Origin of the sequence: Kitasatospora griseola (genome assembly GCF_044999035.1) — a bacterium.
In the GTDB taxonomy this organism is placed as follows: Bacteria; Actinomycetota; Actinomycetes; order Streptomycetales; family Streptomycetaceae; genus Kitasatospora; species Kitasatospora griseola.
This window is the reverse complement of the sequence record NZ_CP173360.1, coordinates 5,905,335-5,927,562: the sequence shown is the minus strand read 5'-3', so window position 1 is coordinate 5,927,562 and position 22,228 is coordinate 5,905,335. Positions and strand designations below refer to the sequence as shown.

Genomic DNA, 22,228 nt, shown 5'->3' with positions numbered 1-22,228 from the left:
CCGGGGCCGGGCCGGAAAGCGGCCGGTCAACCCGTACGCTGGGAGTGTGTTTCGACGCCGCTCTGATGACTCCGCCGCCTCCTCGTCCGTCACCTTGACGAAGGAGGAAGAGCGGCTGCCCCGCGACCCGCAGGCCCCGAAGGGCCGACCCACGCCCAAGCGCAGTGAGGCCGAGGCCAACCGGAAGACCCGGGTCACCGTCCCCAAGGACCGCAAGGAGGCCGCCCGCCAGGCCCGCGACCGGATGCGCGTCGAGCGCGAGAAGCAGCGCATCGCGATGCTCGAGGGCGACGAGCGCGCCCTGCCGGCGCGCGACAAGGGCCCGGTCAAGCGCTACACCCGCGACTTCATCGACTCCCGCCGCGCCGTGGCCGAGTACTTCCTGCCGTTCGCCGTCGTGGTGCTGGTGCTCGGCATCGTCCGGATCGGCTACCTGCAGACGCTGTCCTCGCTGCTGTTCATGCTGTTCTTCGTGACGGTGATCCTCGACTTCGTCCGGCTCGGCCTCGCGCTGCGCAAGGGCCTCGCCGCGCGCTTCCCGAACGAGAACACCCGCGGCGCCGTGATGTACGGCCTGCTGCGCACCCTGCAGATGCGCCGGCTGCGGATGCCCAAGCCGATGGTCAAGCGGGGCGAGCGGCCCTGACCGCGGAAGCCGTTCCGCCGTACTGGGCCCCGCCGGCGCAGCAGCCGGTCGGGGCCTTCGGCACACCGGGCGTCCCGGCGCAGTACGGGGCGCCGCGCGGCCGTCACGGGCGGCTGCCGGCCCGTGGCGGGCCGTACCACAGCGGGGCCGGCGAATGGCTGGAGCGGCACGGCGGACTGCACAACCTGGTCCGCCAGGAACTGGTGACCCGGCAGCTCGCCGAGCAGCTCACCCGCGGCACCGCGCTGCGGGTGCTCGACGTCGGCTGCGCCGAGGGCACCCAGGCGCTGCGGCTGGCCCGCGCCGGGCACTTCGTCACCGGGATCGACCCGGACCCGAGCATCCTCGCCGTCGCCCACCAGGCGCTGGCCGCCGAGCCGCCCGAGGTCCGCGACCGGGTCCAGCTGCTCACCGGCGACGGCCACCAGGTCGGCCGCTGGTTCGGGCCGCGCAGCTTCGACCTGGTGCTCTGCCACGGCACCCTGATGTACCTGCCCGACCCGGACCCGATGCTGGCCTCGGTGGCCCGCATCCTGGCCCCCGGCGGGCTGCTCTCGCTGCTGGTCCGCAACGGCGACGCGCTGGCCATGCGGGCCGGGCTGACCGGCGACTGGCGGGCCTGCCAGGAAGCCTTCGACACCACCCGCTACACCAACCGCCTCGGCCTGCCCGCCCGCGCCGACCGGCTCGCCGAACTCTCCGGCACCCTGGCCGGGTTCGCCGTCCCCGTGCGCCACTGGTACGGGGTGCGGGTGTTCACCGACACCATGCCGGACGAGGCCGCCCCGGTGGACGGCCGTCAGCTCGGCCAGCTGCTGGACGCCGAGGAACGGGCCGGCAAGCAGGACCCGTACCGGCACGTCGCCGCGCTGCTGCACGTGGTCTGCGCGAAGTGACGGGGCGTCAGCCCTCGTGCAGGCTCATCGGGTAGATGTCGCGGCCGTCCTCGACCAGCACCACCCGGTCGACGCCGTCGTCCAGCAGCGTCTTCCACTCCTCGCCGATCCAGGTCTCGGCGTCGCCCTGGCTGGAGAACTCCTCGGCGTCGCCGGCCGGGCTCACCACGGTGCCGTCGCTCTTCTCGTACCGCCAGGTCCACACCATGCCGGGCTCCTCCGGGTCGAACACTGCTGCTGAAGGGTTGCGACAGTAGCGTGCCCACCCCGCAGGCGGGCATGCGCCGTCCGGCAGGATGATCGCATGGCACTCCCCCGCACCCTGCTGCTCGGCGGCGCCCGCTCCGGCAAGTCCACCCGCGCCGAACAGCTGCTCGCCCCGTTCCCCGACGTCCTGTACGTCGCCACCTCGGGCACCCGCGACGGCGACACCGACTGGGCGCACCGCGTCGAACTGCACCGGGCCCGCCGGCCGGCCCGCTGGCGCACCGCGGAGACCTGCGAGCTGGAGGCCGTGCTCGCCGACGACAGCGACCCGGCGCCGGTGCTGATCGACTGTCTGGCGCTGTGGCTGACCGCCGTGATGGACGAGCACCGGGCCTGGGACGACGAGCAGTGGCTGGACGGCGGCCGGGAGGCCGTCGAGGCGCGCTGCGCGGCACTGGCCGCGGCCTGGGCCGGCACCCGGCGAACGGTCGTGGCGGTCTCCAACGAGGTCGGCATGGGCGTGGTCCCCGCCACCGCCTCCGGGCGGCGCTTCCGGGACACCCTCGGGCGGCTCAACATGGCCGTCGCCGACGCCTCCGAGCAGGTGCTGCTGGTGGTCGCGGGACAGGTGCTGACCATCAAAGCGACGGCCGTGTAGATTGCCGAGCGATGGACACCACCGTGGATCTCGACACTTTCTCCTCGCTCGTCGAACGGCCTGACGAGAGTGCGCGCCGCGGCGCCGAGGAGCGCTGGCAGCAGTTGGCCGTGCCGCGCGGCGGCCTGGGCCGGCTCCAGGAGCTGGCGGCTTGGCTGGCGTCCGCGCAGGGCGAGGCCCCGACCCGCCCGCTGCACGCCAGCAAGGTCCTGCTGTTCGCCGCCGACCACGGCGTCGCCTCGCTCGGCATCTCCACCCTCGACGCCCGCGGCGGCACCGCCGACCGGGTCCGTGCCGTCCTCGACGGCACCGCGCCGGTCGCCGTGCTGGCCCGCCGCTACGGTGCGGACGTCCGGGTCGTCGACATCGCGGTGGACGCCGACCCCGCCGAGTTCCCCGAAGAGGTCGTCCGCCACCGCGTCCGGCGCGGCTCCGGCCGGATCGACGTCGAGAACGCGCTGACCCTCGACGAAGCCACCCGGGCCTTCCGGGCCGGCATGGCCGTCGCGGAGGAGGAGGCCGACGCCGGCACCGACCTCGTCCTGCTCGGCGACCTGGGCGTCGGCTCCACCACCGTCGCCGCCGTCCTGATCGGCGCGCTGTGCGGCACCGACGCCGCCGCCGTCACCGGCCGCGGCTCCGGCGTCGACGACCGGGTCTGGATGGTCAAGTGCGCCACCATCCGCGACGCGCTGCGCCGGGCCCGCCCCGTGCTCGGCGACCAGCTCGCGCTGCTCGCCGCGACCGGCGGCGCGGACTTCGCGGCGATCACCGGCTTCCTGCTGCAGGCCGCCGTCCGCAGGCTCCCCGTCGTCCTCGACGGCGTGGTCTCCGCGGCCTGCGCGCTGGTCGCCCAGCGGATCGCCTTCCGGGCCCCCGAGTGGTGGCGGGCTGCCGCCCTCACCGGCGAACCCGCCCAGGCCAAGGCGTACGACCGCCTCACCCTGACCCCGCTCCAGGAGATCGGCGCCACCATGGGCGAAGGCGTCTCCGCGGTCCTGGCCCTGCCGCTCCTCCAGGCCGCGACCGACACCCTCGCCGAACCGGCGGCGGTACCGAGCGCGAAGCCGCTGCCGCCGCGGGCGCCGGCGAAGCTGCCGACGGCTGCGGAGCTGCTGGGTCGTTACTGACCGGGCGCTGGTGGGCGCGAAAACAGGGGCACGGAGAACTGCGCGAAGCGGGAGAGAACTGCCGCAGAGCTCTTCGCCGATGAGAACTTGCACGTGAGAGGCCCTGGCCGGTGAGCAACGAGAACGCGCAGCCCGGGGCCGAGCACGCAGAGAGTCTCTCGGCGGGGGGCTCTGCGTCGTCGTCCTCCGACTTCGCGCAGTTCCGCCCGCTCGCCGGGTTGCGCTTCGCTTTCGGAACGCTGACGGTCTTTCGGGTGCGGGTGCACCGGTGGGACCGGGCCGCCGGTGGGGCGGCGATGGTGGTGGCGCCGGTGGTCGGGGTCGTGGTGGGGGTGCTGGCCGGGGCGGTGGGGGCGCTGGTCGCGTGGCGGGGTGGGACGCTGCTGGGCGCGGTCGCGGTGGTGGCGGTCGGGGCGGTGGCGACCCGGGGGCTGCACCTGGACGGGGTCGCGGATGTCGCGGACGGGCTGGGCAGCGGCAAGCCCGCCGAGGACGCGTTGCGGATCATGAAGCAGTCGGACATCGGCCCGTTCGGCGTGCTGACGCTCGTTCTGCTGATGCTCGGTCAGGTCGCCGTACTGGCAGGCCAGTTCGGGCAGTCGCTCTGGCGCGGGGCGCTCGCCGCGGCCGTCGCGGCGACCGCCGGCCGCACCGCGCTGCTGTGGGGCTGTCTGCGGTCGGTGCCGGCCGCCCGGCCCGGGGGGTTGGGGGCGATGGTGGCGGGGACGGTGCGTCCGGCGGCGGCGGTGGCGGTGACGTTGCTGGTGGTCGGCGCGGCGGCGGCGTTGCAGTGGCAGGGCGGGGTGGCCGTGCTGGTCGGGGTGGCGGTCGCCGCAGGCGTGTTGCGGCGGTGCGTGCGGCGCTTCGGCGGGGTGACGGGGGACGTGCTGGGGGCGCTGGTGGAGACTTCGGCGACGGCGACCCTGGTGGCGCTCGCGCTGACATGACGGCGCACCCGCGCGAGAACTCACGCACCGTCACGAGTTGCGCCGGTTCGTGCACGGGGGCAGGCGGGGCGGCGAGATCCCAATATGCGGACTACCATGCGGTGAGCACCCTGGCCCCGAGCCCCGTTTTGCCGCGGAGTCTGCCTGGGTTTGCCGGTCGGCAACGGAGCCGTCACCGGCTGTGGACCGCGAAAGAACAGGACGCATTTGTCGTGACTGCACTGTCTGTGAGCACCTCCTCCGCCGCGAGCCTGCGTGCGGATGCCCTGGTGATCGGCGTGGCGAAGGGCCCCAAGGGCCTGGTCGTGGCGGCCGGTGCCGAGGCGGTCGTCGAGGCGTTCGAGGGCAAGCTGGCCGAGGTCCTCACCACCCTGGGCGCCACCGGTGCCGAGGGTGAGGCGGTCAAGCTTCCCGCGCCGGCCGGGCTGAAGGCGCCGCTGGTGCTGGCCGTCGGCCTGGGCGAGGCCGTTGACGGCCCGTTCGGCGCCGAGGACCTGCGCCGGGCCGCCGGTGTGGCCGCCCGCACCCTGGCCGGTGCGAAGAAGGTCGCGCTGGCGCTGCCGACCGGCTCCGCCGAGGACGTCGAGGCGGTCGCGCTGGGCGCCCTGCTCGGCTCGTACGCGTTCGGCGCCTACAAGGCCGACGCGGCGAAGGCCCCCGTCGCCGAGCTGGTCGTGCTGACCGACCGCAAGGGCTCGAAGGACGCCAAGGCGGCCGTCGAGCGCGCCACGGCGATCGGCGAGGAGATGAACCGGGCCCGTGACCTGGTCAACACCGCGCCGAACGACCTGAACCCGAAGTCGTTCGCCGCGATCGCGCAGGCGGCCGGCAAGGAGCACGGCCTGAAGGTCGAGGTCCTGGACGAGAAGGCGCTGGCCAAGGGCGGCTTCGGCGGCATCCTCGGTGTCGGCGTCGGCTCGACCAACCCGCCGCGGCTGGTGAAGGTGGCGTACACCCACCCGAAGGCGAAGGCGTCGCTGGCGTTCGTCGGCAAGGGCATCACCTACGACTCGGGCGGCATCTCGCTGAAGCCGGCCGGTCACAACGAGACCATGAAGTGCGACATGGCCGGCGCCGCCGCGGTGTTCGCCGCCGTGGTCGCCGCCAAGCGCCTGGGCCTGCAGGTCAACGTGACGGCGTGGCTGGCGCTGGCGGAGAACATGCCGTCCGGTTCGGCGACCCGCCCCGGCGACGTGCTGCGGATGTACGGCGGCAAGACCGTCGAGGTGCTGAACACCGACGCCGAGGGCCGGCTGGTGCTGGCCGACGCGATCGTCCGGGCCGGCGAGGAGAAGCCCGACGTGATCGTCGACGTGGCGACCCTGACCGGCGCGATGGTGCTGGCGCTCGGCAACCGCACCTTCGGTGTGATGGCCAACGACGACGCGCTGCGCACCCAGCTGCACGAGACCGCGGGCGCGGTCGGCGAGCCGTCCTGGCCGATGCCGCTGCCGGCCGACCTGCGCAAGGGCATGGTCGAGTCGACCGTCGCCGACCTGGCGAACATGGGCGAGCGGATGGGCGGCGGCCTGGTGGCCGGCCTGTTCCTGCAGGAGTTCGTCGCCGAGGGCATCGACTGGGCGCACATCGACATCGCCGGCCCGGCGTTCCACGAGGGCGGCCCGTTCGGCTACACCCCGAAGGGCGGCACCGCCAGCGCGGTGCGCACCCTGGTCCGCTTCGCGGAGGACACCGCCGCGGGCAAGTGACCCGTTGATCGACGTGTGGGGCCCGACACCGATGGTGTCGGGCCCCACACGCATTACCAGCCAGTAGCAACCCGTGCCAATCCACCCGACTGTTCGCCTCCGGCGAAAATTGATTCCGCAGGGCGGAACTGCTACGGCGAAGCCCCCCGGACGGAGTACCTCCGAATGCCGATTTCCCGGCCGTGAGCTGGGACGATACCTCCGGGACCGGGTCACCCCACCGCTTCGCGGGTCGCACCGGGGCCGGGCCGGGGCACCCTCCGACGCCACCCGCCGCCAACAAGTGCAAAGATGTATTTCCGGCACGACTGGGCGCCTTACAAGGGCTCTCACCCACCGGACCGCGACCGGCCCGGCGATCCGCACCTTTTGCATGGAGGACGTGACGTGGCGAACGACGCCAGCACCGTTTTCGACGTAGTCATTCTCGGAGGCGGAAGCGGCGGCTACGCCGCGGCCCTCCGTGGCGCTCAGCTGGGCCTGAGCGTCGCGCTGATCGAGAAGGGTGAGCTGGGCGGCACCTGCCTGCACCGCGGCTGCATCCCGACCAAGGCGCTGCTGCACGCCGCCGAGGTCGCCGACGAGACCCGCGAAGCCGCCGACTTCGGCGTCCTGGCCACCTTCCAGGGCATCGACATCAAGGGCGTCCACAAGTACAAGGACGACGTCGTCGCCGGCCTGTACAAGGGCCTGCAGGGCCTGGTCGCCTCCCGCAAGGTCACCTTCATCCAGGGCGAGGGCCGGCTGTCCTCGCAGACCTCGGTGGACGTCAACGGCCAGCGCATCGAGGGCCGCCACATCGTCCTCGCCACCGGCTCCGTGCCGCGCTCGATCCCGGGCCTGGACATCGACGGCGACCGGATCATCTCCTCCGACCACGCGCTGAAGCTGGACTACATCCCGAAGTCGGCGATCATCCTCGGCGGCGGCGTCATCGGCTGCGAGTTCGCCTCGGTCTGGAAGTCGTTCGGCGTCGACGTCACCATCGTCGAGGGCCTGCCGCACCTGGTGCCGCTGGAGGACGAGAACTCCTCCAAGCTGCTGGAGCGCGCGTTCCGCAAGCGCGGCATCAAGTTCGAGCTGAAGTCCCGCTTCTCCGGCGTGGAGTACACCGCCGAGGGTGTCCGGGTCTCCACCGAGAACGGCAAGTCCATCGAGGCCGACGTGCTGCTCGTCGCCATCGGCCGCGGCCCGGTCTCGACCGGCCTGGGCTACGAGGAGCAGGGCGTCGCGATGGACCGCGGCTACGTCCTGGTCGACGAGTACCTGCGCACCAACGTGCCGACCATCTCCGCCGTCGGCGACCTGGTCCCGACCCTGCAGCTCGCCCACGTCGGCTTCGCCGAGGGCATCCTGGTGGCCGAGCGGATCGCCGGCCTGAAGGTCGTCCCGATCGACTACGACGGCATCCCGCGGGTGACGTACTCCAACCCGGAGGTCGCCTCCGTCGGCCTGACCGAGGCCAAGGCCGTCGAGCAGTACGGCAAGGAGAAGGTCGTCACCCTCAAGTACAACCTGGCCGGCAACGGCAAGAGCAAGATCCTCAAGACCGCCGGCGAGATCAAGCTGGTCCAGGTCAAGGACGGCGCCGTCGTGGGTGTCCACATGGTCGGCGCCCGCATGGGCGAGCAGGTCGGCGAGGCCCAGCTGATCTACAACTGGGAGGCCCTGCCCGCCGAGGTCGCGCAGCTGATCCACGCGCACCCGAGCCAGTCCGAGGCCCTCGGCGAGGCCCACCTCGCGCTGGCCGGCAAGCCGCTGCACGCGCACGACTGATCGCGCCCCCGTCCCTTTCATTCCTGAACGCAAGACTTGATAGGAGTCGCTGAAACCATGGCGGTCTCAGTAACACTGCCCGCGCTGGGCGAGAGCGTGACCGAAGGTACCGTCACCCGCTGGCTGAAGGCCGAGGGTGAGCGCGTGGAGATGGACGAGCCCCTGCTCGAGGTCTCCACCGACAAGGTCGACACCGAGATCCCGGCGCCGGCCTCCGGCATCCTGGCCTCGATCAAGGTCGGCGAGGACGAGACCGTCGAGGTGGGCGCCGAGCTGGCGATCATCGACGACGGCTCCGGCGCCCCGGCCGCCGCACCGGCGCCCGCCGCCGAGGCCGCTCCGGCCCCGGTCGCCGAGGCTCCGGCCGCCCCGGCCGCCCCGGTTGCGGAGGCCCCCGCGGCTGCCGCTCCGGTCGCCGAGGCTCCGGCCGCCGCCGCTCCGGCCGCCGACGCCACCCCGGTGGTGCTGCCCGCGCTGGGCGAGTCGGTCACCGAGGGCACCGTCACCCGCTGGCTGAAGGCCGAGGGCGACACCGTCGAGGTCGACGAGCCGCTGCTCGAGGTCTCCACCGACAAGGTCGACACCGAGATCCCCTCCCCCGTGGCGGGCACCCTGGTGAAGATCCTGGTCGGCGAGGACGAGACCGCCGAGGTCGGCGCCCAGCTGGCGCTGATCGGCGCCGCGGGCGCGGTCGCGGCCGCCCCGGCCCCGGTCGCCGCTCCGGCTGCCCCCGCCGCTCCGGCCGCTCCGGCCCCGGTGGCCGCTGCTCCGGCTCCGGTTGCTGCGCCGGCCCCCGCGCCGGTCGCGCCCGCCGCCCCGGTCGCTGCCCCGGCTCCGGTGGCCCCGGCCGCTCCGGTCGCCGCCCCGGCCCCGGTCTCCGCTGCCCCGGTCGCCGCCGCTCCGGTCGCGGACGCGGACGCCGGTGACGCCTACGTCACCCCGCTGGTGCGCAAGCTCGCCGCCGAGCACGGTGTCGCGCTGTCCTCCGTCGCCGGTACCGGCGTCGGTGGCCGCATCCGCAAGCAGGACGTGGTCGCCGCGGCCGAGGCCGCGAAGGCCGCCGCCGAGGCCGCGAAGGCCGCGCCGGCTCCGGTCGCCGCCGCCCCCGCTGCCGCCCCGGCGAAGGCCGCCGCCGCGCCGTCCGCGCTGCGTGGCCAGACCGTCAAGATGACCCGCATGCGCAAGGTCATCGGCGACAACATGATGAAGGCCCTGCACGAGCAGGCGCAGCTGACCAGCGTGGTCGAGGTGGACGTCACCCGGATCATGTCGCTGCGCGCGAAGGCGAAGGACTCCTTCCTGGCCCGCGAGGGCGTGAAGCTGTCCCCGATGCCGTTCTTCGTGAAGGCCGCCGCCCAGGCGCTGAAGGCCCACGCGGTCGTCAACGCCCGGATCAACGAGGCCGAGGGCACCATCACCTACTTCGACACCGAGAACATCGGTATCGCGGTGGACTCCGAGAAGGGTCTGATGACCCCGGTCATCAAGGGTGCGGGCGACCTGAACATCGCCGGCATCTCGAAGAAGACCGCGGAGCTGGCGTCGAAGGTCCGCGACAGCAAGATCACCCCGGACGAGCTGTCCGGTGCGACCTTCACCATCTCCAACACCGGTTCGCGCGGTGCGCTGTTCGACACCGTCATCGTCCCGCCGAACCAGGCCGCGATCCTGGGCATCGGCGCGACCGTGAAGCGTCCCGTGGTGATCGAGGCCGACGGCGGCACCGCCATCGGCATCCGCGACATGACCTACCTGTCGCTCTCCTACGACCACCGCCTGGTGGACGGCGCGGACGCCGCCCGCTACCTGGTCGCGGTCAAGGAGATCCTGGAGGCCGGCGAGTTCGAGGTCGAACTCGGCCTGTAAGGCACCCCGGTTCCGCCCGGAAGCCCCGCACCGTCCCCGGACGGTGCGGGGCTCGCGCGTGTCCGGGCACTTGTCGGGCTGTGCCGTCAGCGGTGCGATCGGGTGCGGGCGCGGTGCGGATTGTGGATGCTGGAGCGGTGATGGACGAGACGGCATTCTGGCAGCTGATCGACGACTCCCGGGACGCGGCCGGGGGTGATCCGGACGAACAGGCACAGGGCCTGGTGGAGCGGCTGATGGGGCTGACCCCCGACGACGTGCTGGACTTCGCCCGGCAGTTCGAGGCGCGGTTCCAGCGGGCGTACACGGTGGACGTGTGGGGCGCCGCGTACCTGCTGCTCGGCGGGGCCTCCGAGGACAGCTTCGACTACTTCCGCTGCTGGCTGATCGCCCAGGGCCGGGAGGTGTTCGAGGGCGGGGTGCACGACCCGGACCAACTCGCCGAGCTGCTGCCCGACTTCGACGAGGAGGAGGACGGCGACGCGGAGGAGCTCGGGTACGCCGCCGACGAGGCGTACGAGCGGCTGACCGGGCTGCCGCTGCCGGACCTGGGGGTGCGTCAGCCGCACGCGCCGCAGGGCGCCTGGTTCGACTTCACGGACCGGACGGCGATGGCCGGCCGCTACCCGCAGCTGTGGGAGCTGTACGGGGACTGACGGCCCGTCGAGGGGGCGGGTGGCGTCCGGGTGGCGGCCGACCGGGTGCGGGCCGCCACCGGGCCGGTCCGGTCAGTCCAGGGCGCGGCCCATCCAGACGTCGTCCACGTAGGCGCCGTCCAGCAGGAAGTGCTCGGGGAGCACGCCGAGCACCTGGAAGCCGTTGCGCTCGTACAGGCGGCGGGCGGGCGTGTTGTGGCCGAGCACCCGCAGGGTCATCCGGCGGGCGCCGACGGCGCGGGCGGCGTCGCAGGCGGCGGTGATCAGGGCGTCGCCGAGGCCCCGGCCGCGGGCCTGCGGGAGCACGCCCAGGCCCTGGATCTGCCGGACGTGGGCGGCGGACTCCAGCGGGATCTCCTGCAACTGGCGGATGTAGCCGACGACCCGGCCGTCGAGCTCGGCCACCAGGTACTGCTCGGGCCGGTGCTGCGGGTCGAAGACCGGCGCGTCGGCGGCGCCCTTCGGGGAGACCTCGCTGAGCGTGGACCAGATGGCGTGGTCGACGGCGCGGATCGCCTGCTCGTCCTGCTCCACGGCGGGTCGGATGATCGGATCGGTCGATGGCATGGCGGCCATGCTAGGCGCTCCGCTGTGGATCTTGCCGGGAATTGTCGCCCCGTGAGCGGGCGGGCGGCCCGCCTGCCCGGGCGGGCCGGTAAGGGCTGCGAGGATGGCCGGTATGCGTATCGCGGTGACAGGTTCCACGGGATTGATCGGGTCCGCGCTGGTGGACTCCCTGGTCGGGGACGGGCACGAGGTGCTGCGGCTGGTGCGGCGGCGCTCACGCACCGGCCCACAGCCGGACGGGACGGTCGGGGTGGGGTGGAACCCGCTCCTGATGCAGATCGACGGCGCCGCGCTGGAGGGCGTCGACGCGGTGGTGCACCTGGCCGGGGCGGGCGTCGGCGACCGGCGCTGGTCGGACGCCTACCGGCGGGAGATCCGGGACAGCCGGGTGCTCGGCACCGAGACCCTGGCCGCCGCGCTGACCCGGTTGAAGGCCCCGCCGAAGGTGCTGGTCAGCGCCTCCGCGGTCGGCTGGTACGGGCAGACCGGGGACCAGCTGATCGACGAACAGGCGCCCAGCGGCAGCGACTTCCTGTCCGAGGTGTGCCAGGAGTGGGAGCGGGCCGCACAGCCCGCCGCGGCCGCCGGGATCCGGGTGGTGCACCCGCGCACCGGCCTGGTGCTCGACCCGAAGGGCGGCGCGGGGGCCCGGCTGCTGCCGCTGTTCAAGCTCGGACTGGGCGGGCGGCTCGGCAACGGCAAGCAGTACTGGAGCCTGATCTCGCTGGCCGACGAGGTGGCCGCGCTGCGTTTCCTGATCGACTGCCAGGACCTCAGCGGCCCCGTCAACCTGGCCGGGCCCGCGCCCGTCACCAACGGCGAGCTGACCGCCGAGCTGGCCCGGCAACTGGAGCGGCCGGCGGTGTTCGCGGTGCCGGAGTGGACCCTGCGCGCGGTGCTCGGGGAGATGGCCGTAGAGGTGGTCGGCAGTCACCGGGTGGTACCGAAAGCCCTGGTGGAGGCGGGGTTCGAGTTCCTCCACCCGGACCTGGAGTCGATCGTGGCGGCGGCGCTCGGGCGACCCGGGAACTGACGGAACGTCAGGGGGCGCACGGGTGCATGGGGGCGGCGCACGGGGCGTGGACGGTGACGGTGCGCGCCCGCACCTGCCTCGCGCGCCCCATTTGGCGCACGGTGGGTGACGGAGCCGCCCCGCTGTGTCTCCTCCACCAGTGGTCTGAACCGATTGAGTGGCGGCCGGCGGTCTGGGTGGCCGGGTGACGGGGCATCACCTTCGACGGACCGTGTTGTCCTCGCCCCCCGCTGCCCGCCCCGGCACCCTCCGCTCATTCGCGGGCACTGCCGCGCGCGGCGGCAGCGGAGGGCTCCGCCAGGGAGGGAGCACCCACTCGTGCCCGCACATGACTTCATCAGCCGTGTTCACGCCACCGACCCCGACGCGATCGTGGTCGGCGCCGGCGTCGCCGGGCTGACCGCCGCCGCCGCGCTCACCGCCCAGGGCCTGCACGTCCAGGTCCTGGAGGGCACCGAACGCGTCGGCGGCCGCATGGCCACCCGGGAACTCGACGGCTTCCGCCTCGACCTCGGCGGCCACCTGCTGAACACCGCCGACCCCGAACTCGTCCGCCACCTCGACCTGGACCGGCTGGACCTGCGTCCGCTCGCTCCCGGCGTCCTGGTGCACAGCAGCGGCCGCACCTACCGGGTCGGCGACCCGCAGCTCACCCCCGCCCGGCAGGCCGCCACCCGCAGCCCGCTCGGCACCCCGCTGGACCGGGCCCGGCTCGCCGGCACCCTGTCCCGGCTGGCCGCCACCCCCACCGCCCGACTGCTGGCCCGTCAGGAGACCACCGCCGCCCGCGCCCTGGCCGACCGCGGCCTGCCCGGCCGCACCGTGGACGGCTTCCTGCGCCCCCTGCTCGCCGCACTGCTCTCCGACCCGGCACTCGGCACCTCCAGCCGGGTCGCCGACCTGGCCCTGCGCGACTACGCCCGCGGCCGGCTGTGCGTCCCCGCCGCCGGGATCGGCGCCGTCCCCGCCCAGCTGGCCGCCGGGCTGCCGGACGGCACGCTCCGCCCGGGCGTGGACGTCACCGCGGTCGGCACCGACGGCGTGGAGACCGCCGCGCACGGCCCGATCCGGGCCCGAGCGGTGATCGTCGCCACCGACGCCGCGACGGCTGCCGCCCTGCTCCCCGGCCTCCGGCAGCCCGGGTTCCACCCCGTCACCACCTACTACCACGCCGCCAACCGCTCGCCGCTGGGCGAACCCGTGCTGCTCCTGGACGCCGAACGCACCGGCATCTCGCACTCCCTGGTGCTCAGCGACGCCGACCCGTCCTACGCCGCCGACGGCCGCGCCCTGATCGCCACCACCGTGCTCGGCCGCCGCGCCTTCGACTCCGGCGGCCCGGCAGGCGACGAACCCGTCGTCCGACGCCGCCTGTCCGAGCTGTACGGCACCTCCACCGCCCCCTGGGAGTTCCTGACGGTCCGCCACGTCCCCGACGCGGTCGTCACGATGCCCCCGCCGCACCACTTCCGCCGCTCCGTCCGCCTCCTGGCCGGCCTCTACGTCTGCGGCGACCACCGCGACACCGGCACCCTCCACGGCGCGATCGCCTCGGGCCGTCGGGCCGCCGGCGCCGTCCTGCGCGACCTGGGGGTACGGACGGAACCGGAGGTCGTCGAGGCAGCGGCGTGAGAACTCAGGGGCCCGGGGACCGGCGGGCCGAGTTCGCCGGTGCTCAACGGGGCGCGAGAGGGTCCCCCATTTCCGGCTCCCCAGGACGGGGACCGGAGACGGCGGAACGCCCGGCGCCCCGTTGATCGCCGGCAGACACGGCCCCGCCGCTCCCCGGCCCCCCGGGATCTAGATCACCCCTGCCTGCCGGGTCGCCTCCTCGAAGGCGCGCGCCGCAGGCGTGGTGCGGTACGGGGCGAGGCGGCGGTGGAAGTCGCGGAGGTACTCGACGGTGCGGGCGGAGCGCATCTCGCCGGCCGCCCGGAGGCTGTCGGTGGCCATCGAGCAGGACTCGTCGACGTCGCCCATGCCGAGGCGGGCGGAGGCGAGGACGAGGCGGCACAGGATGCGGCTGCGGGCGTACGCGGGGGCGCGCAGGCGCAGCGACTTCTCGGCGTGCTGGGCGGCGGGGCGCCACTGCTGGAGGTCGCGGTAGCAGTGGGCGAACTCGTCGGCGAGTTGGGCGTCGTCGAAGTAGCGGGCCCAGGACGGGACGTCGTCGCCGCTTCGGGCGGTGGCCAGGGCGCGTTCGCAGCGGACCAGGGCGGTGGTGCAGGCGCGGACGTCGCCGGCCAGGGCGTGGCCGCGGGCCTCGGCGGCGTGCATCAGGGCCTGGACGACGGGCGCGGCGGTGGTGCCGACGCCCTGCTGGGCGACCCGGGCGAGCTGGATGGCCTCGCGGGCGTGCCCGAGGTGGACGGCCTGTTGGCTCATGGTGGTCAGCACGAAGCCGCCGAGGACCCGGTCGCCGGCCGCCTGGGAGAGTCGCAGCGCCTGCACGAAGTAGCGCTGGGCGAGGCCGTGCGCGGCGATGTCGAAGGACGTCCAGCCGGCCAGCCGGGTGAGGTCGGCGACGGCGCCGAACAGGGCCCGGCCGATCTGTTCGCCGTAGCGGCCGCGGAGCATGGGTTCGGCTTCGCTCTCCAGGTAGCGGACCAGCGCCTGCCGGGCGTGGCCGCCGCCGTAGGCGTGGTCGAGGGCCCGGAAGAGGTCTCCGACGGCGCGGATCGCGGCGATGTCGCCGCGGCCGACCCGGACCGGGGGACGGGTCTCCCGGGCGTCCGCGGCGGCGGGTTCGAGGGCGCTGCCGCCGGGGCGGCGCGAGCCCTGCGGGGGGACCCGGGCGGCGGTGCCGGGCGGGGGTGTGCGGAGTTCCTCGGGGGTGAGGGTGGTGCCGTCCCGGGCGACGCGTTCGTCGGTGCGGCCGATCAGCCAGTCGCGGCTGGGGACGACCAGTCCGGCGGGGGTGAAGGCGATCTTGCGCAGTTCCGCGTAGGGGCCGTTGTCCTTGCGCCACATGGAGGCGACGATGTCGACGGCCTCCTGCGGGGTCTCGGCGAACTCCAGCCCGGCGTAGACGGGCGCGCAGGCGTCCAGGCCGACGTCCTGGGCGGTGAGGCGGCGGCCGAGGCGGCGGGTGAAGACTTCGGCGATCAGCGCCGGGGTGGCGCCGCGCGGCTGTTGGCCGCGCAGCCAGCGGGTGACGGAGGTCTTGTCGTAGCGCAGGTCGAGGCCGTGTTCCAGGCCGAGCTGGTCGACCCGGCGGGCGAGGCCGGCGTGCGAGAAGCCGGATTCCTCGATGAGTGCCGCGAGTTGGGGGTTCTGGGCGCGCCCGCCGGACGGTGGGTCGGCCGGCTCGGCGGCGCGCGGAGGGGTCTCGTCCGCTCCGGTTTGGCGCGGGCCGAGCGGGTCGAGCGGTCGGTACGCCGGGCTGTCGATTACGGGCCGTTGGGGCATAGCAGTCCACACCTCTCAGGCGCCGATCCGGCCCCTCCTGCCCGGTACAGCGCCCCCTGATCGGGAATCGGCGCGAATGTAGCGAGCATTGGGACGCTATGGGTGGATTCGGCCCACCCGTCCTCCGAACGGGTGAACCAGGCCCGCCCGTTCTGAGGAAGCCCGGGCGCCGCGTGTTTGAGTTCGGAGGCCTTTGCCCGCCTTCCGGCGGCATGGCGGGCGGCACCATGCGAGAGGGGGATGCTGTGGTGTCCGCCCACATCGTTGCGGGGCCCGCGGATTCCTACCGTTCTCGGCCATGGACACCACTTCTGACCCGCTCCTCCGACCCTCCCTGCACGGCCGCACCGCACTGGTCACCGGCGCCGCCTCCGGCATCGGCAGGGCCTGCGCGGAGGCGTTCGCCGCGGCCGGCGCGCGCGTGTACGTCGTCGACCTGGCCGCCGCGCCCGCCGAGGAGCTGGCGGAGCGGATCGGCGGGGTCGCGCACGTCGCCGACCTGTCCGACCCGGACGCGGTGGAGGCGCTGCCGACCGACGCGGACATCGTGGTCAACAACGCCGGCCTGCAGCACGTCGCGCCGGTGCACGAGTTCCCGATGGAGCGGTTCACGCTGATCCAGCGGGTCATGGTGGAGGCCCCGTTCCGGATCCTCCGCCGCACCCTGCCGCACATGTACGAGCACGGGTGGGGCCGGGTGGTCAACATCTCCTCGGTGCACGGCCTGCGCGCCAGCGCCTTCAAGTCGGCGTACGTGACGGCCAAGCACGCGCTGGAGGGCCTGAGCAAGACCGTCGCCCTGGAGGGCGCCCCGCACGGGGTGACCAGCAACTGCATCAACCCGGGGTACGTCCGCACCGCGCTGGTGGAGAAGCAGATCGCCGCGCAGGCGCTGGCGCACGGCATCCCCGAGGACGAGGTGGTCGAGCAGATCATGCTCGACCGCACCGCCGTGAAGCGACTGATCGAACCGGACGAGGTGGCGCAGCTGGCGGTGTGGCTGTGCTCGCCGAGCGCCTCCTACATCACCGGCGCGAGCCTGCCGGTGGACGGCGGCTGGACCGCGCACTGAGCGCGGCCGCCGCGGGCCGATAAGGTCCTGAACCTCCCTCACCCCCCACCTCACGCCAGGGAGTTCCTGATGGCTGCCTCTCCCGAACTCGCGAAACCCGCCTCCCTTCCCCGGGTGGTGGCCGCCTCACTGATCGGCACCACCATCGAGTGGTACGACTACTTCTTGTACGGATCGGCGGCGGCGCTGGTCTTCGGGCACGTCTTCTTCCCGAAGTCGGACCCGCTGACGGGCACTCTGCTGTCCTTCCTGACCTACGCGATCGGGTTCGCCGCCCGGCCGCTGGGCGCGCTGGTGTTCGGACACTTCGGCGACCGGATAGGTCGCAAGAAGCTGCTGGTGCTGTCCTTGCTGCTGATGGGCGGGGCGACCACCCTGATCGGCTGCCTGCCGACGTACGACCAGGTCGGCGTGGCGGCGCCGGTCATGCTGACGGTGCTCCGGCTGGTGCAGGGCTTCGCGCTGGGCGGCGAGTGGGGCGGGGCGGTGCTGCTGGTCTCCGAGCACGGCGACCAGCGGCGGCGCGGCTTCTGGGCGTCCTGGCCGCAGGGCGGTGCCCCGGCGGGCAACCTGCTGGCGGCCGGCGTGCTGTCGCTGATGACGGCCGTCCAGTCGGACGCGGCGTTCCTGTCCTGGGGCTGGCGGGTGCCGTTCCTGCTGTCGGCGGTGCTGGTCATGGTCGGGCTGTGGATCCGGCTGGCGGTGGACGAGTCGCCGCTGTTCAAGGCGGCGCTGGCGGCCGCCGAGGAGCGCACGGAGCAGCAGAAGCCTCCGCTGGTGGCGGTGCTGCGCGACCACTGGCGGGACGTGCTGGTGGCGATGGGCGCGCGGATGGCGGAGAACATCTCGTACTACGTGATGACCACCTTCGTACTGGCGTACGCCGTCGGCCACACCCACCTGCCCAAGCAGACCGCGCTGAACGCCGTCCTGATCGGCTCGGCCGTCCAGTTCGCGCTGATACCGCTGTTCGGGGCGCTCTCCGACCGGGTCGGCCGCAAACCGGTGTACCTGGTCGGCGCGGTCGGCGTCGGCGTCTGGGCGTTCGTGTTCTTCGGCATGGTGGACACCAAGGACTTCACCTCCCTGGTCACCGCCGTCACCGTCGGCCTGTTCTTCCACAGCATGATGTACGCCCCGCAGGCCGCGTTCTTCTCGGAACTGTTCGCCACCCGCACCCGCTACTCGGGGGCGTCCATCGGCGCCCAGTTCTCCTCCGTCGCGGCCGGCGCCCCCGCGCCGCTGATCGCCACCGCGCTGCTCAAGGACTACGGCAGCGCCACCCCGATCGCCGTGTACGTGGCGATCGCCGCCGCGATCACCGTCCTCGCCGTGCTGTGCGGCCGGGAGACCCGCGGCACGGACCTCGCCGAGGCGGGCGCCGCTCGGGGGGACTCCGTGAAGGCCGCTACGACGGTCTGACCGATTCCGACAAAATCAGGGCCGCGTCACCGGGCACCCGCCCGGCGGCGCGGCCCCGGCCCGTCCAGGGCCTGTCCAGTCGATCTTGTCGGATCAGCGTGCTTCCAGCCGGAATGATCCGGCGTCGCGCGCCCGGCAGGATCGACCGGACAGGCCCCGTGCGACGGGCCGCGGGCGACGGGGCCACGGGGGGCACGAGTGACAGGGAAGACCGAATGGACCGCCACACCACCGCCGCACCGGCGCTGCGCCGACTCCTCGACCTACTGGCGACCGGCGCCGCCACCGAGGACTTCGGCGAAGTCCTCGCCGAAGCCCGCCGGCAGGGCGCACCCGCCCAGGTCCTGACCGAGATCGACGACGCCACCTGGCAAGCCCTGCGGGTGCACCGGACGATGCGTCAGCACCGCCGCCGCGAAGCCGAGCTGACGGCCCTGTTCGACACCGCCGGAGACCTCGCCGCCTCCCGCGACCTCGACGCCGTGCTGCAGGCCATCGTCCGCCGCGCCCGCATGCTGCTCGGCACCGACACCGCGTACCTCACCCTCCCGGACGAGCGGGCCGGCGACACCTACATGCGGGTCACCGACGGCTCCGTCTCACCGATCTTCCAGACCCTGCGGCTCAGCCTCGGCGACGGCCTCGGCGGCCTGGTCGCGCAGACCGCCCGCCCCTACGCCACCCACGACTACCGGGTCGACGAGCGCTTCCGGCACACCGGCAAGATCGACGCCGGTGTGCTCGACGAGGGCCTGGTCGCCATCATCGGCGTGCCGCTGCTGCTCGGCGGCACCGTGATCGGCGTGCTGTTCGCCGCCGACCGCACCCCGCGCGCCTTCTCCCCCGACGAGGTCGCGCTGCTGTGCACCCTCGCCGCGCACGCCGCGATCGCCCTGGACACCGCCAAGTCGCTCGCCGACACCCGCGCCGCGCTCGCCGAGCTCGCCACCGCCAACGCCGTCATCCGCGCCCACGCGGGCTCCGTCCAGCGCGCCGAACAGGCCCACGACCGGCTCACCGACCTCGTCCTGCGCGGCGCGGAGGTCGCCGACGTGGCCGCGGAGGTCGCCGCGCTGCTCGACGGCGAGGCCTCCGTCCACGACGCGGAGGGCGCCCCGCTCACCGGCCCCGGCGGCGCCCCCGACGGCCTCGCCGACGCCGTCGCCGCCTCCCGCGCCGGCGGCCACGCCGTGCGGCACGGCACCGAGTGGGTCTGCGCCGTCCTGGCCGGCCAGGAACTGCTCGGCTCGCTCGTGCTGCACGGCAGACCCGAGCTGGACGACGCCGACCGGCGGGTGTTCGAACGCGCGAGCGTGGTCACCGCGCTGCTGCTCCTGCTGCGGCGCTCGGTCGCCGAGACCGAGAACCGCGTCCGCGGCGAACTGCTGGCCGACCTGCTCACCGCCCCCGACCGCGACCCCGCCGGCCTCACCGCCCGCGGCCGCCGCCTCGGCGTCGACCTGGGCCGCCCCCACCTGGTCCTGGTCGCCGTCTCCGCCGACGCCACCGCCCGGGAACGGCTCGCGGGCGCGGCGGCCCGGTACCTGTTCGGCTCGCGCGGCATCAGCGCCGAGTTCGGCGACGGCGTCGTCCTGCTCGTCCCGCACGACGGCACCGGCGACGGCGCGGTCGCCGCACTCGCCGCGGAACGCCTCGCCCGGCTGGTCGGGGCGCCCGTCACCGTCGGCACCGGCCGCGCCGCGAGCGGGCCCGTCCCGCTGGCCGCGGCCTACGCGGAGGGCGTGCGGTGCGTCCGGGCCCTGCACGTGCTCGGCCGCGAGGGCGACGGCGCGTGCGCGACCGACCTCGGCTTCCTCGGCGTCCTGCTCGGCGACGGCCACGACGTCGAGGGCTTCGTCCGCGCCACCCTCGGCCCCCTGCTCGACTACGACGCCAAGCGCGGCACCGAACTGGTCCGCACCCTGCGCGCCTACTTCGACTGCGGCGGCAGCCTGACCCGGGCCAAGGACCTGCTGCACGTCCACGTCAACACCGTGGTGCAGCGGCTGGACCGGGTCGAGGTCCTCCTCGGCCGCGACTGGAACCAGCCGGAGCGGGCGCTGGAGCTGCAGCTGGCGCTGAGGCTCCTGCTGCTGGCCACGGGATGAGAAACGCAGGCGGGCGCGACACCGGGGGCGTGTGCGGGCGATCAGCCGGGCCGGAAGGGTGCGCCCGGGCACGGGCGTACAGTGGCGAGGTTGAGCTGAGCCGGCCGACAGGCAGGAGCGTGTGGTGAGCGAGAACGTGCGGTTCGTGCGGATGGGGATAGGCGAACGGACCGTCCCCTACCAGGAGGCGTGGGCGGAGCAGCAGCGGCTGCACGCGTTGCGGGTCGCGGACGAGATTCCGGACACGGTGCTGCTGTTGGAGCACGACCCGGTGTACACGATGGGCAAGCGCACCAACCCGGAGGACCTGCCGCTGGACGGGACGCCGGTGGTGGAGGTGAACCGGGGCGGGGAGATCACCTGGCACGGCCCGGGGCAGCTGGTGGGGTACCCGATCGTGAAGCTGCCGGATCCGATCGACGTGGTGGCGTACGTGCGGCGGCTGGAGGAGGCGCTGATCCGGGCGTGCACCGAGTTCGGGGTGGAGACCGCCCGGGTGGAGGGCCGCAGCGGGGTGTGGAAGCTGGGCGCGGCGATCCCGGGCGCGGTGGTGGACCCGTCGAAGGTGGTGGAGATCGGCAAGCTGACGCTGCGGATGGGCCTGCCGCTGGGCATCGACCCGCGTCTCGCGGGCCCGGAGTACGCCCCGTCCAACGCGGGCCAGCGCGGCGACGACCGCAAGCTCGCGGCGATCGGGGTGCGGGTGGCGCGCGGCGTGACCATGCACGGCTTCGCGCTGAACTGCGACCCGGAGATGACGTACTTCGACAAGATCGTCCCGTGCGGCATCCGGGACGCCGGGGTGGCGTCGCTGAGCGGTGAGCTGGCCCGGCCGTTCTCGGTGTCGGACGCCGTGGGGACGGTGGAGCGCACGCTGCGCGAGGTGTTCGCCGAGCTGCCCGAGCCGGCCGTCGCGGTCTGATCCGCGCGGATCGTCGCGGTCTGATCCGCGCGGTCGCGGAATCGGCGCGCCGTGCCCGGTGTTGCCTTCCGAACGAAGGCCCGGGGCCCTGAGCAGGCCATCGAAGCAACGGCGTACTCTTTGGGGTACCCCGTCTAGTTCTAGGAGTCGCACGTGTCCGCTGTCGCACCCGACGGCAGGAAGCTTCTCCGCCTGGAGGTCCGCAACAGCGAGACCCCCATCGAGCGGAAGCCCGAGTGGATCAAGACCAGGGCGAAGATGGGGCCGGAGTACAACGCCCTGCAGTCCCTGGTGAAGAAGGAAGGGCTGCACACGGTCTGCCAGGAGGCGGGCTGTCCCAACATCTTCGAGTGCTGGGAAGACCGCGAGGCGACCTTCCTGATCGGCGGCGACCAGTGCACCCGCCGCTGCGACTTCTGCCAGATCGACACCGGCAAGCCCGCCGAGTTCGACCGGGACGAGCCGCGCCGGGTCGCCGAGTCCATCGTCACGATGGACCTGAACTACGCCACCATCACCGGTGTCGCCCGTGACGACCTGGAGGACGGCGGCGCGTGGCTGTACGCCGAGACGGTCCGCCAGGTGCACGCGATGACGGCGGCCCGTGAGGCCGGCCGTACCGGCGTCGAGCTGCTGATCCCGGACTTCAACGCCGTCCCGGAGCAGCTCGCCGAGGTGTTCTCGTCCCGTCCCGAGGTGCTCGCGCACAACGTCGAGACGGTGCCGCGGATCTTCAAGCGGATCCGTCCGGCGTTCCGCTACGAGCGGTCGCTCGACGTGATCACCCAGGCCCGGGCGGCCGGGCTGGTCACCAAGTCGAACCTGATCCTGGGCATGGGCGAGACCCGCGAGGAGGTCAGCGAGGCGCTGGCCGACCTGGTCGACGCCGGCTGCGAGCTGATCACCATCACCCAGTACCTGCGGCCCTCGCTGCGCCACCACCCGGTGGAGCGCTGGGTGAAGCCGCAGGAGTTCGTCGAGCTCCAGCAGGAGGCCGAGGAGCTGGGCTACGCCGGTGTGATGTCCGGCCCGCTGGTGCGTTCCTCGTACCGGGCCGGCCGGCTGTACCGGCAGGCGCTGGAGCGCCGCGCGCAGGCGGCGGTCTGAGCGGCTCCGTGACGCTGTGACGCGCTGTGCGTGAGGAGGGCGGGCCCGATCGGGCCCGCCCTCCTCGCGTACGGGGAGCTGTCCGGGCTAACCACCGA

The 22,228-nt window shown here is 73.7% G+C and carries 19 protein-coding genes; 16 read left to right on the top strand and 3 right to left on the bottom strand.

Going from position 1 to position 22,228, the window contains the following annotated elements; genetic code table 11:
- The first annotated feature begins 94 nt into the window (after positions 1 to 94).
- Positions 95 to 646 carry a DUF3043 domain-containing protein gene (locus tag ACI1MP_RS26900; protein ID WP_229847110.1) on the top strand — a complete coding sequence of 184 codons (552 nt, stop codon included), beginning with the start codon at positions 95 to 97 and terminating at the stop codon, positions 644 to 646.
- Positions 647 to 849: 203 nt separating this feature from the next.
- Positions 850 to 1,542 carry a bifunctional 2-polyprenyl-6-hydroxyphenol methylase/3-demethylubiquinol 3-O-methyltransferase UbiG gene (locus tag ACI1MP_RS26895; protein ID WP_232733913.1) on the top strand — a complete coding sequence of 231 codons (693 nt, stop codon included), beginning with the start codon at positions 850 to 852 and terminating at the stop codon, positions 1,540 to 1,542.
- Between the two features lie 7 nt (positions 1,543 to 1,549).
- On the opposite strand, the gene ACI1MP_RS26890 is transcribed toward ACI1MP_RS26895, so the two are convergent.
- Complete coding sequence (locus ACI1MP_RS26890; RefSeq protein WP_380343537.1) at positions 1,550 to 1,750, bottom strand: hypothetical protein; 201 nt, start codon at positions 1,748 to 1,750, stop codon at positions 1,550 to 1,552.
- A gap of 96 nt (positions 1,751 to 1,846) precedes the next feature.
- Here ACI1MP_RS26890 and cobU point away from each other — a divergent pair, with 96 nt between their 5' ends.
- The 7 genes from cobU to ACI1MP_RS26855 all read left to right on the top strand — a co-directional run bounded on the left by cobU (position 1,847) and on the right by ACI1MP_RS26855 (position 10,491).
- Positions 1,847 to 2,407, top strand: coding sequence for a bifunctional adenosylcobinamide kinase/adenosylcobinamide-phosphate guanylyltransferase (gene cobU, locus ACI1MP_RS26885; protein ID WP_380343540.1), 561 nt, complete (start codon positions 1,847 to 1,849; stop codon positions 2,405 to 2,407).
- 11 nt (positions 2,408 to 2,418) lie between these two features.
- Positions 2,419 to 3,537 carry a nicotinate-nucleotide--dimethylbenzimidazole phosphoribosyltransferase gene (locus ACI1MP_RS26880; RefSeq protein ID WP_380343543.1) on the top strand — a complete coding sequence of 373 codons (1,119 nt, stop codon included), beginning with the start codon at positions 2,419 to 2,421 and terminating at the stop codon, positions 3,535 to 3,537.
- A gap of 218 nt (positions 3,538 to 3,755) precedes the next feature.
- Positions 3,756 to 4,484 carry an adenosylcobinamide-GDP ribazoletransferase gene (locus tag ACI1MP_RS26875; RefSeq protein WP_380343552.1) on the top strand — a complete coding sequence of 243 codons (729 nt, stop codon included), beginning with the start codon at positions 3,756 to 3,758 and terminating at the stop codon, positions 4,482 to 4,484.
- A gap of 212 nt (positions 4,485 to 4,696) precedes the next feature.
- Positions 4,697 to 6,193, top strand: a complete 1,497-nt coding sequence (locus ACI1MP_RS26870) for a leucyl aminopeptidase (protein ID WP_380343546.1) — start codon at positions 4,697 to 4,699, stop codon at positions 6,191 to 6,193.
- A gap of 387 nt (positions 6,194 to 6,580) precedes the next feature.
- Positions 6,581 to 7,969, top strand: coding sequence for a dihydrolipoyl dehydrogenase (lpdA, locus tag ACI1MP_RS26865; RefSeq protein ID WP_043913562.1), 1,389 nt, complete (start codon positions 6,581 to 6,583; stop codon positions 7,967 to 7,969).
- A gap of 57 nt (positions 7,970 to 8,026) precedes the next feature.
- A complete protein-coding gene (gene sucB, locus ACI1MP_RS26860; RefSeq protein ID WP_404869660.1) occupies positions 8,027 to 9,835 on the top strand; it encodes a 2-oxoglutarate dehydrogenase, E2 component, dihydrolipoamide succinyltransferase in 1,809 nt (602 codons plus the stop codon).
- 140 nt (positions 9,836 to 9,975) lie between these two features.
- Positions 9,976 to 10,491, top strand: a complete 516-nt coding sequence (locus ACI1MP_RS26855) for a DUF4240 domain-containing protein (RefSeq protein WP_380341302.1) — start codon at positions 9,976 to 9,978, stop codon at positions 10,489 to 10,491.
- A gap of 72 nt (positions 10,492 to 10,563) precedes the next feature.
- On the opposite strand, the gene ACI1MP_RS26850 is transcribed toward ACI1MP_RS26855, so the two are convergent.
- A complete protein-coding gene (locus ACI1MP_RS26850; RefSeq protein ID WP_100585939.1) occupies positions 10,564 to 11,067 on the bottom strand; it encodes a GNAT family N-acetyltransferase in 504 nt (167 codons plus the stop codon).
- Between the two features lie 94 nt (positions 11,068 to 11,161).
- On the opposite strand from ACI1MP_RS26850, the gene ACI1MP_RS26845 reads away from it, so the two are divergent.
- Both ACI1MP_RS26845 and ACI1MP_RS26840 read left to right on the top strand, forming a co-directional pair.
- Positions 11,162 to 12,091 (top strand): TIGR01777 family oxidoreductase, encoded by a 930-nt coding sequence (locus ACI1MP_RS26845; RefSeq protein WP_404869659.1) that lies wholly within the window; start codon positions 11,162 to 11,164, stop codon positions 12,089 to 12,091.
- A gap of 318 nt (positions 12,092 to 12,409) precedes the next feature.
- On the top strand, positions 12,410 to 13,723 hold the full coding sequence (locus tag ACI1MP_RS26840) for an FAD-dependent oxidoreductase (protein WP_404869658.1): 1,314 nt from the start codon (positions 12,410 to 12,412) through the stop codon (positions 13,721 to 13,723).
- Positions 13,724 to 13,891: 168 nt separating this feature from the next.
- Here the strand turns inward: ACI1MP_RS26840 and ACI1MP_RS26835 are convergent, their stop codons facing one another.
- Positions 13,892 to 15,499: a regulator gene (locus tag ACI1MP_RS26835; protein WP_387993658.1), complete on the bottom strand. Its 1,608-nt coding sequence runs from the start codon at positions 15,497 to 15,499 to the stop codon at positions 13,892 to 13,894.
- A gap of 298 nt (positions 15,500 to 15,797) precedes the next feature.
- On the opposite strand from ACI1MP_RS26835, the gene ACI1MP_RS26830 reads away from it, so the two are divergent.
- The 5 genes from ACI1MP_RS26830 (at position 15,798) to lipA (ending at position 22,130) form a co-directional block, all read left to right on the top strand.
- A complete protein-coding gene (locus tag ACI1MP_RS26830) occupies positions 15,798 to 16,571 on the top strand; it encodes a 3-hydroxybutyrate dehydrogenase (RefSeq protein ID WP_404869657.1) in 774 nt (257 codons plus the stop codon).
- Positions 16,572 to 16,640: 69 nt separating this feature from the next.
- Complete coding sequence (locus ACI1MP_RS26825) at positions 16,641 to 17,993, top strand: MFS transporter (protein ID WP_363481630.1); 1,353 nt, start codon at positions 16,641 to 16,643, stop codon at positions 17,991 to 17,993.
- 215 nt (positions 17,994 to 18,208) lie between these two features.
- Entirely contained in the window at positions 18,209 to 20,101 is a 1,893-nt protein-coding gene (locus tag ACI1MP_RS26820) for a helix-turn-helix domain-containing protein (protein WP_404869656.1), read from the top strand.
- A 121-nt stretch (positions 20,102 to 20,222) separates the two neighbouring features.
- Positions 20,223 to 21,023: a lipoyl(octanoyl) transferase LipB gene (lipB, locus tag ACI1MP_RS26815; RefSeq protein WP_083462466.1), complete on the top strand. Its 801-nt coding sequence runs from the start codon at positions 20,223 to 20,225 to the stop codon at positions 21,021 to 21,023.
- Between the two features lie 153 nt (positions 21,024 to 21,176).
- Entirely contained in the window at positions 21,177 to 22,130 is a 954-nt protein-coding gene (gene lipA, locus ACI1MP_RS26810) for a lipoyl synthase (RefSeq protein WP_380341284.1), read from the top strand.
- Positions 22,131 to 22,228 lie beyond the last annotated feature (98 nt).

Coding starts and splice junctions, on each gene's coding strand:
- ACI1MP_RS26845 (WP_404869659.1), top strand. CDS start 11,162: ATGGCCGGTATGCGTATCGCGGTGACAGGTTCCACGGGATTGATCGGG.
- ACI1MP_RS26880 (WP_380343543.1), top strand. CDS start 2,419: ATGGACACCACCGTGGATCTCGACACTTTCTCCTCGCTCGTCGAACGG.
- ACI1MP_RS26820 (WP_404869656.1), top strand. CDS start 18,209: ATGGACCGCCACACCACCGCCGCACCGGCGCTGCGCCGACTCCTCGAC.
- ACI1MP_RS26830 (WP_404869657.1), top strand. CDS start 15,798: ATGGACACCACTTCTGACCCGCTCCTCCGACCCTCCCTGCACGGCCGC.
- ACI1MP_RS26850 (WP_100585939.1), bottom strand. CDS start 11,067: ATGGCCGCCATGCCATCGACCGATCCGATCATCCGACCCGCCGTGGAG.
- cobU (WP_380343540.1), top strand. CDS start 1,847: ATGGCACTCCCCCGCACCCTGCTGCTCGGCGGCGCCCGCTCCGGCAAG.
- sucB (WP_404869660.1), top strand. CDS start 8,027: ATGGCGGTCTCAGTAACACTGCCCGCGCTGGGCGAGAGCGTGACCGAA.
- ACI1MP_RS26825 (WP_363481630.1), top strand. CDS start 16,641: ATGGCTGCCTCTCCCGAACTCGCGAAACCCGCCTCCCTTCCCCGGGTG.
- ACI1MP_RS26890 (WP_380343537.1), bottom strand. CDS start 1,750: ATGGTGTGGACCTGGCGGTACGAGAAGAGCGACGGCACCGTGGTGAGC.
- ACI1MP_RS26835 (WP_387993658.1), bottom strand. CDS start 15,499: ATGCCCCAACGGCCCGTAATCGACAGCCCGGCGTACCGACCGCTCGAC.
- ACI1MP_RS26855 (WP_380341302.1), top strand. CDS start 9,976: ATGGACGAGACGGCATTCTGGCAGCTGATCGACGACTCCCGGGACGCG.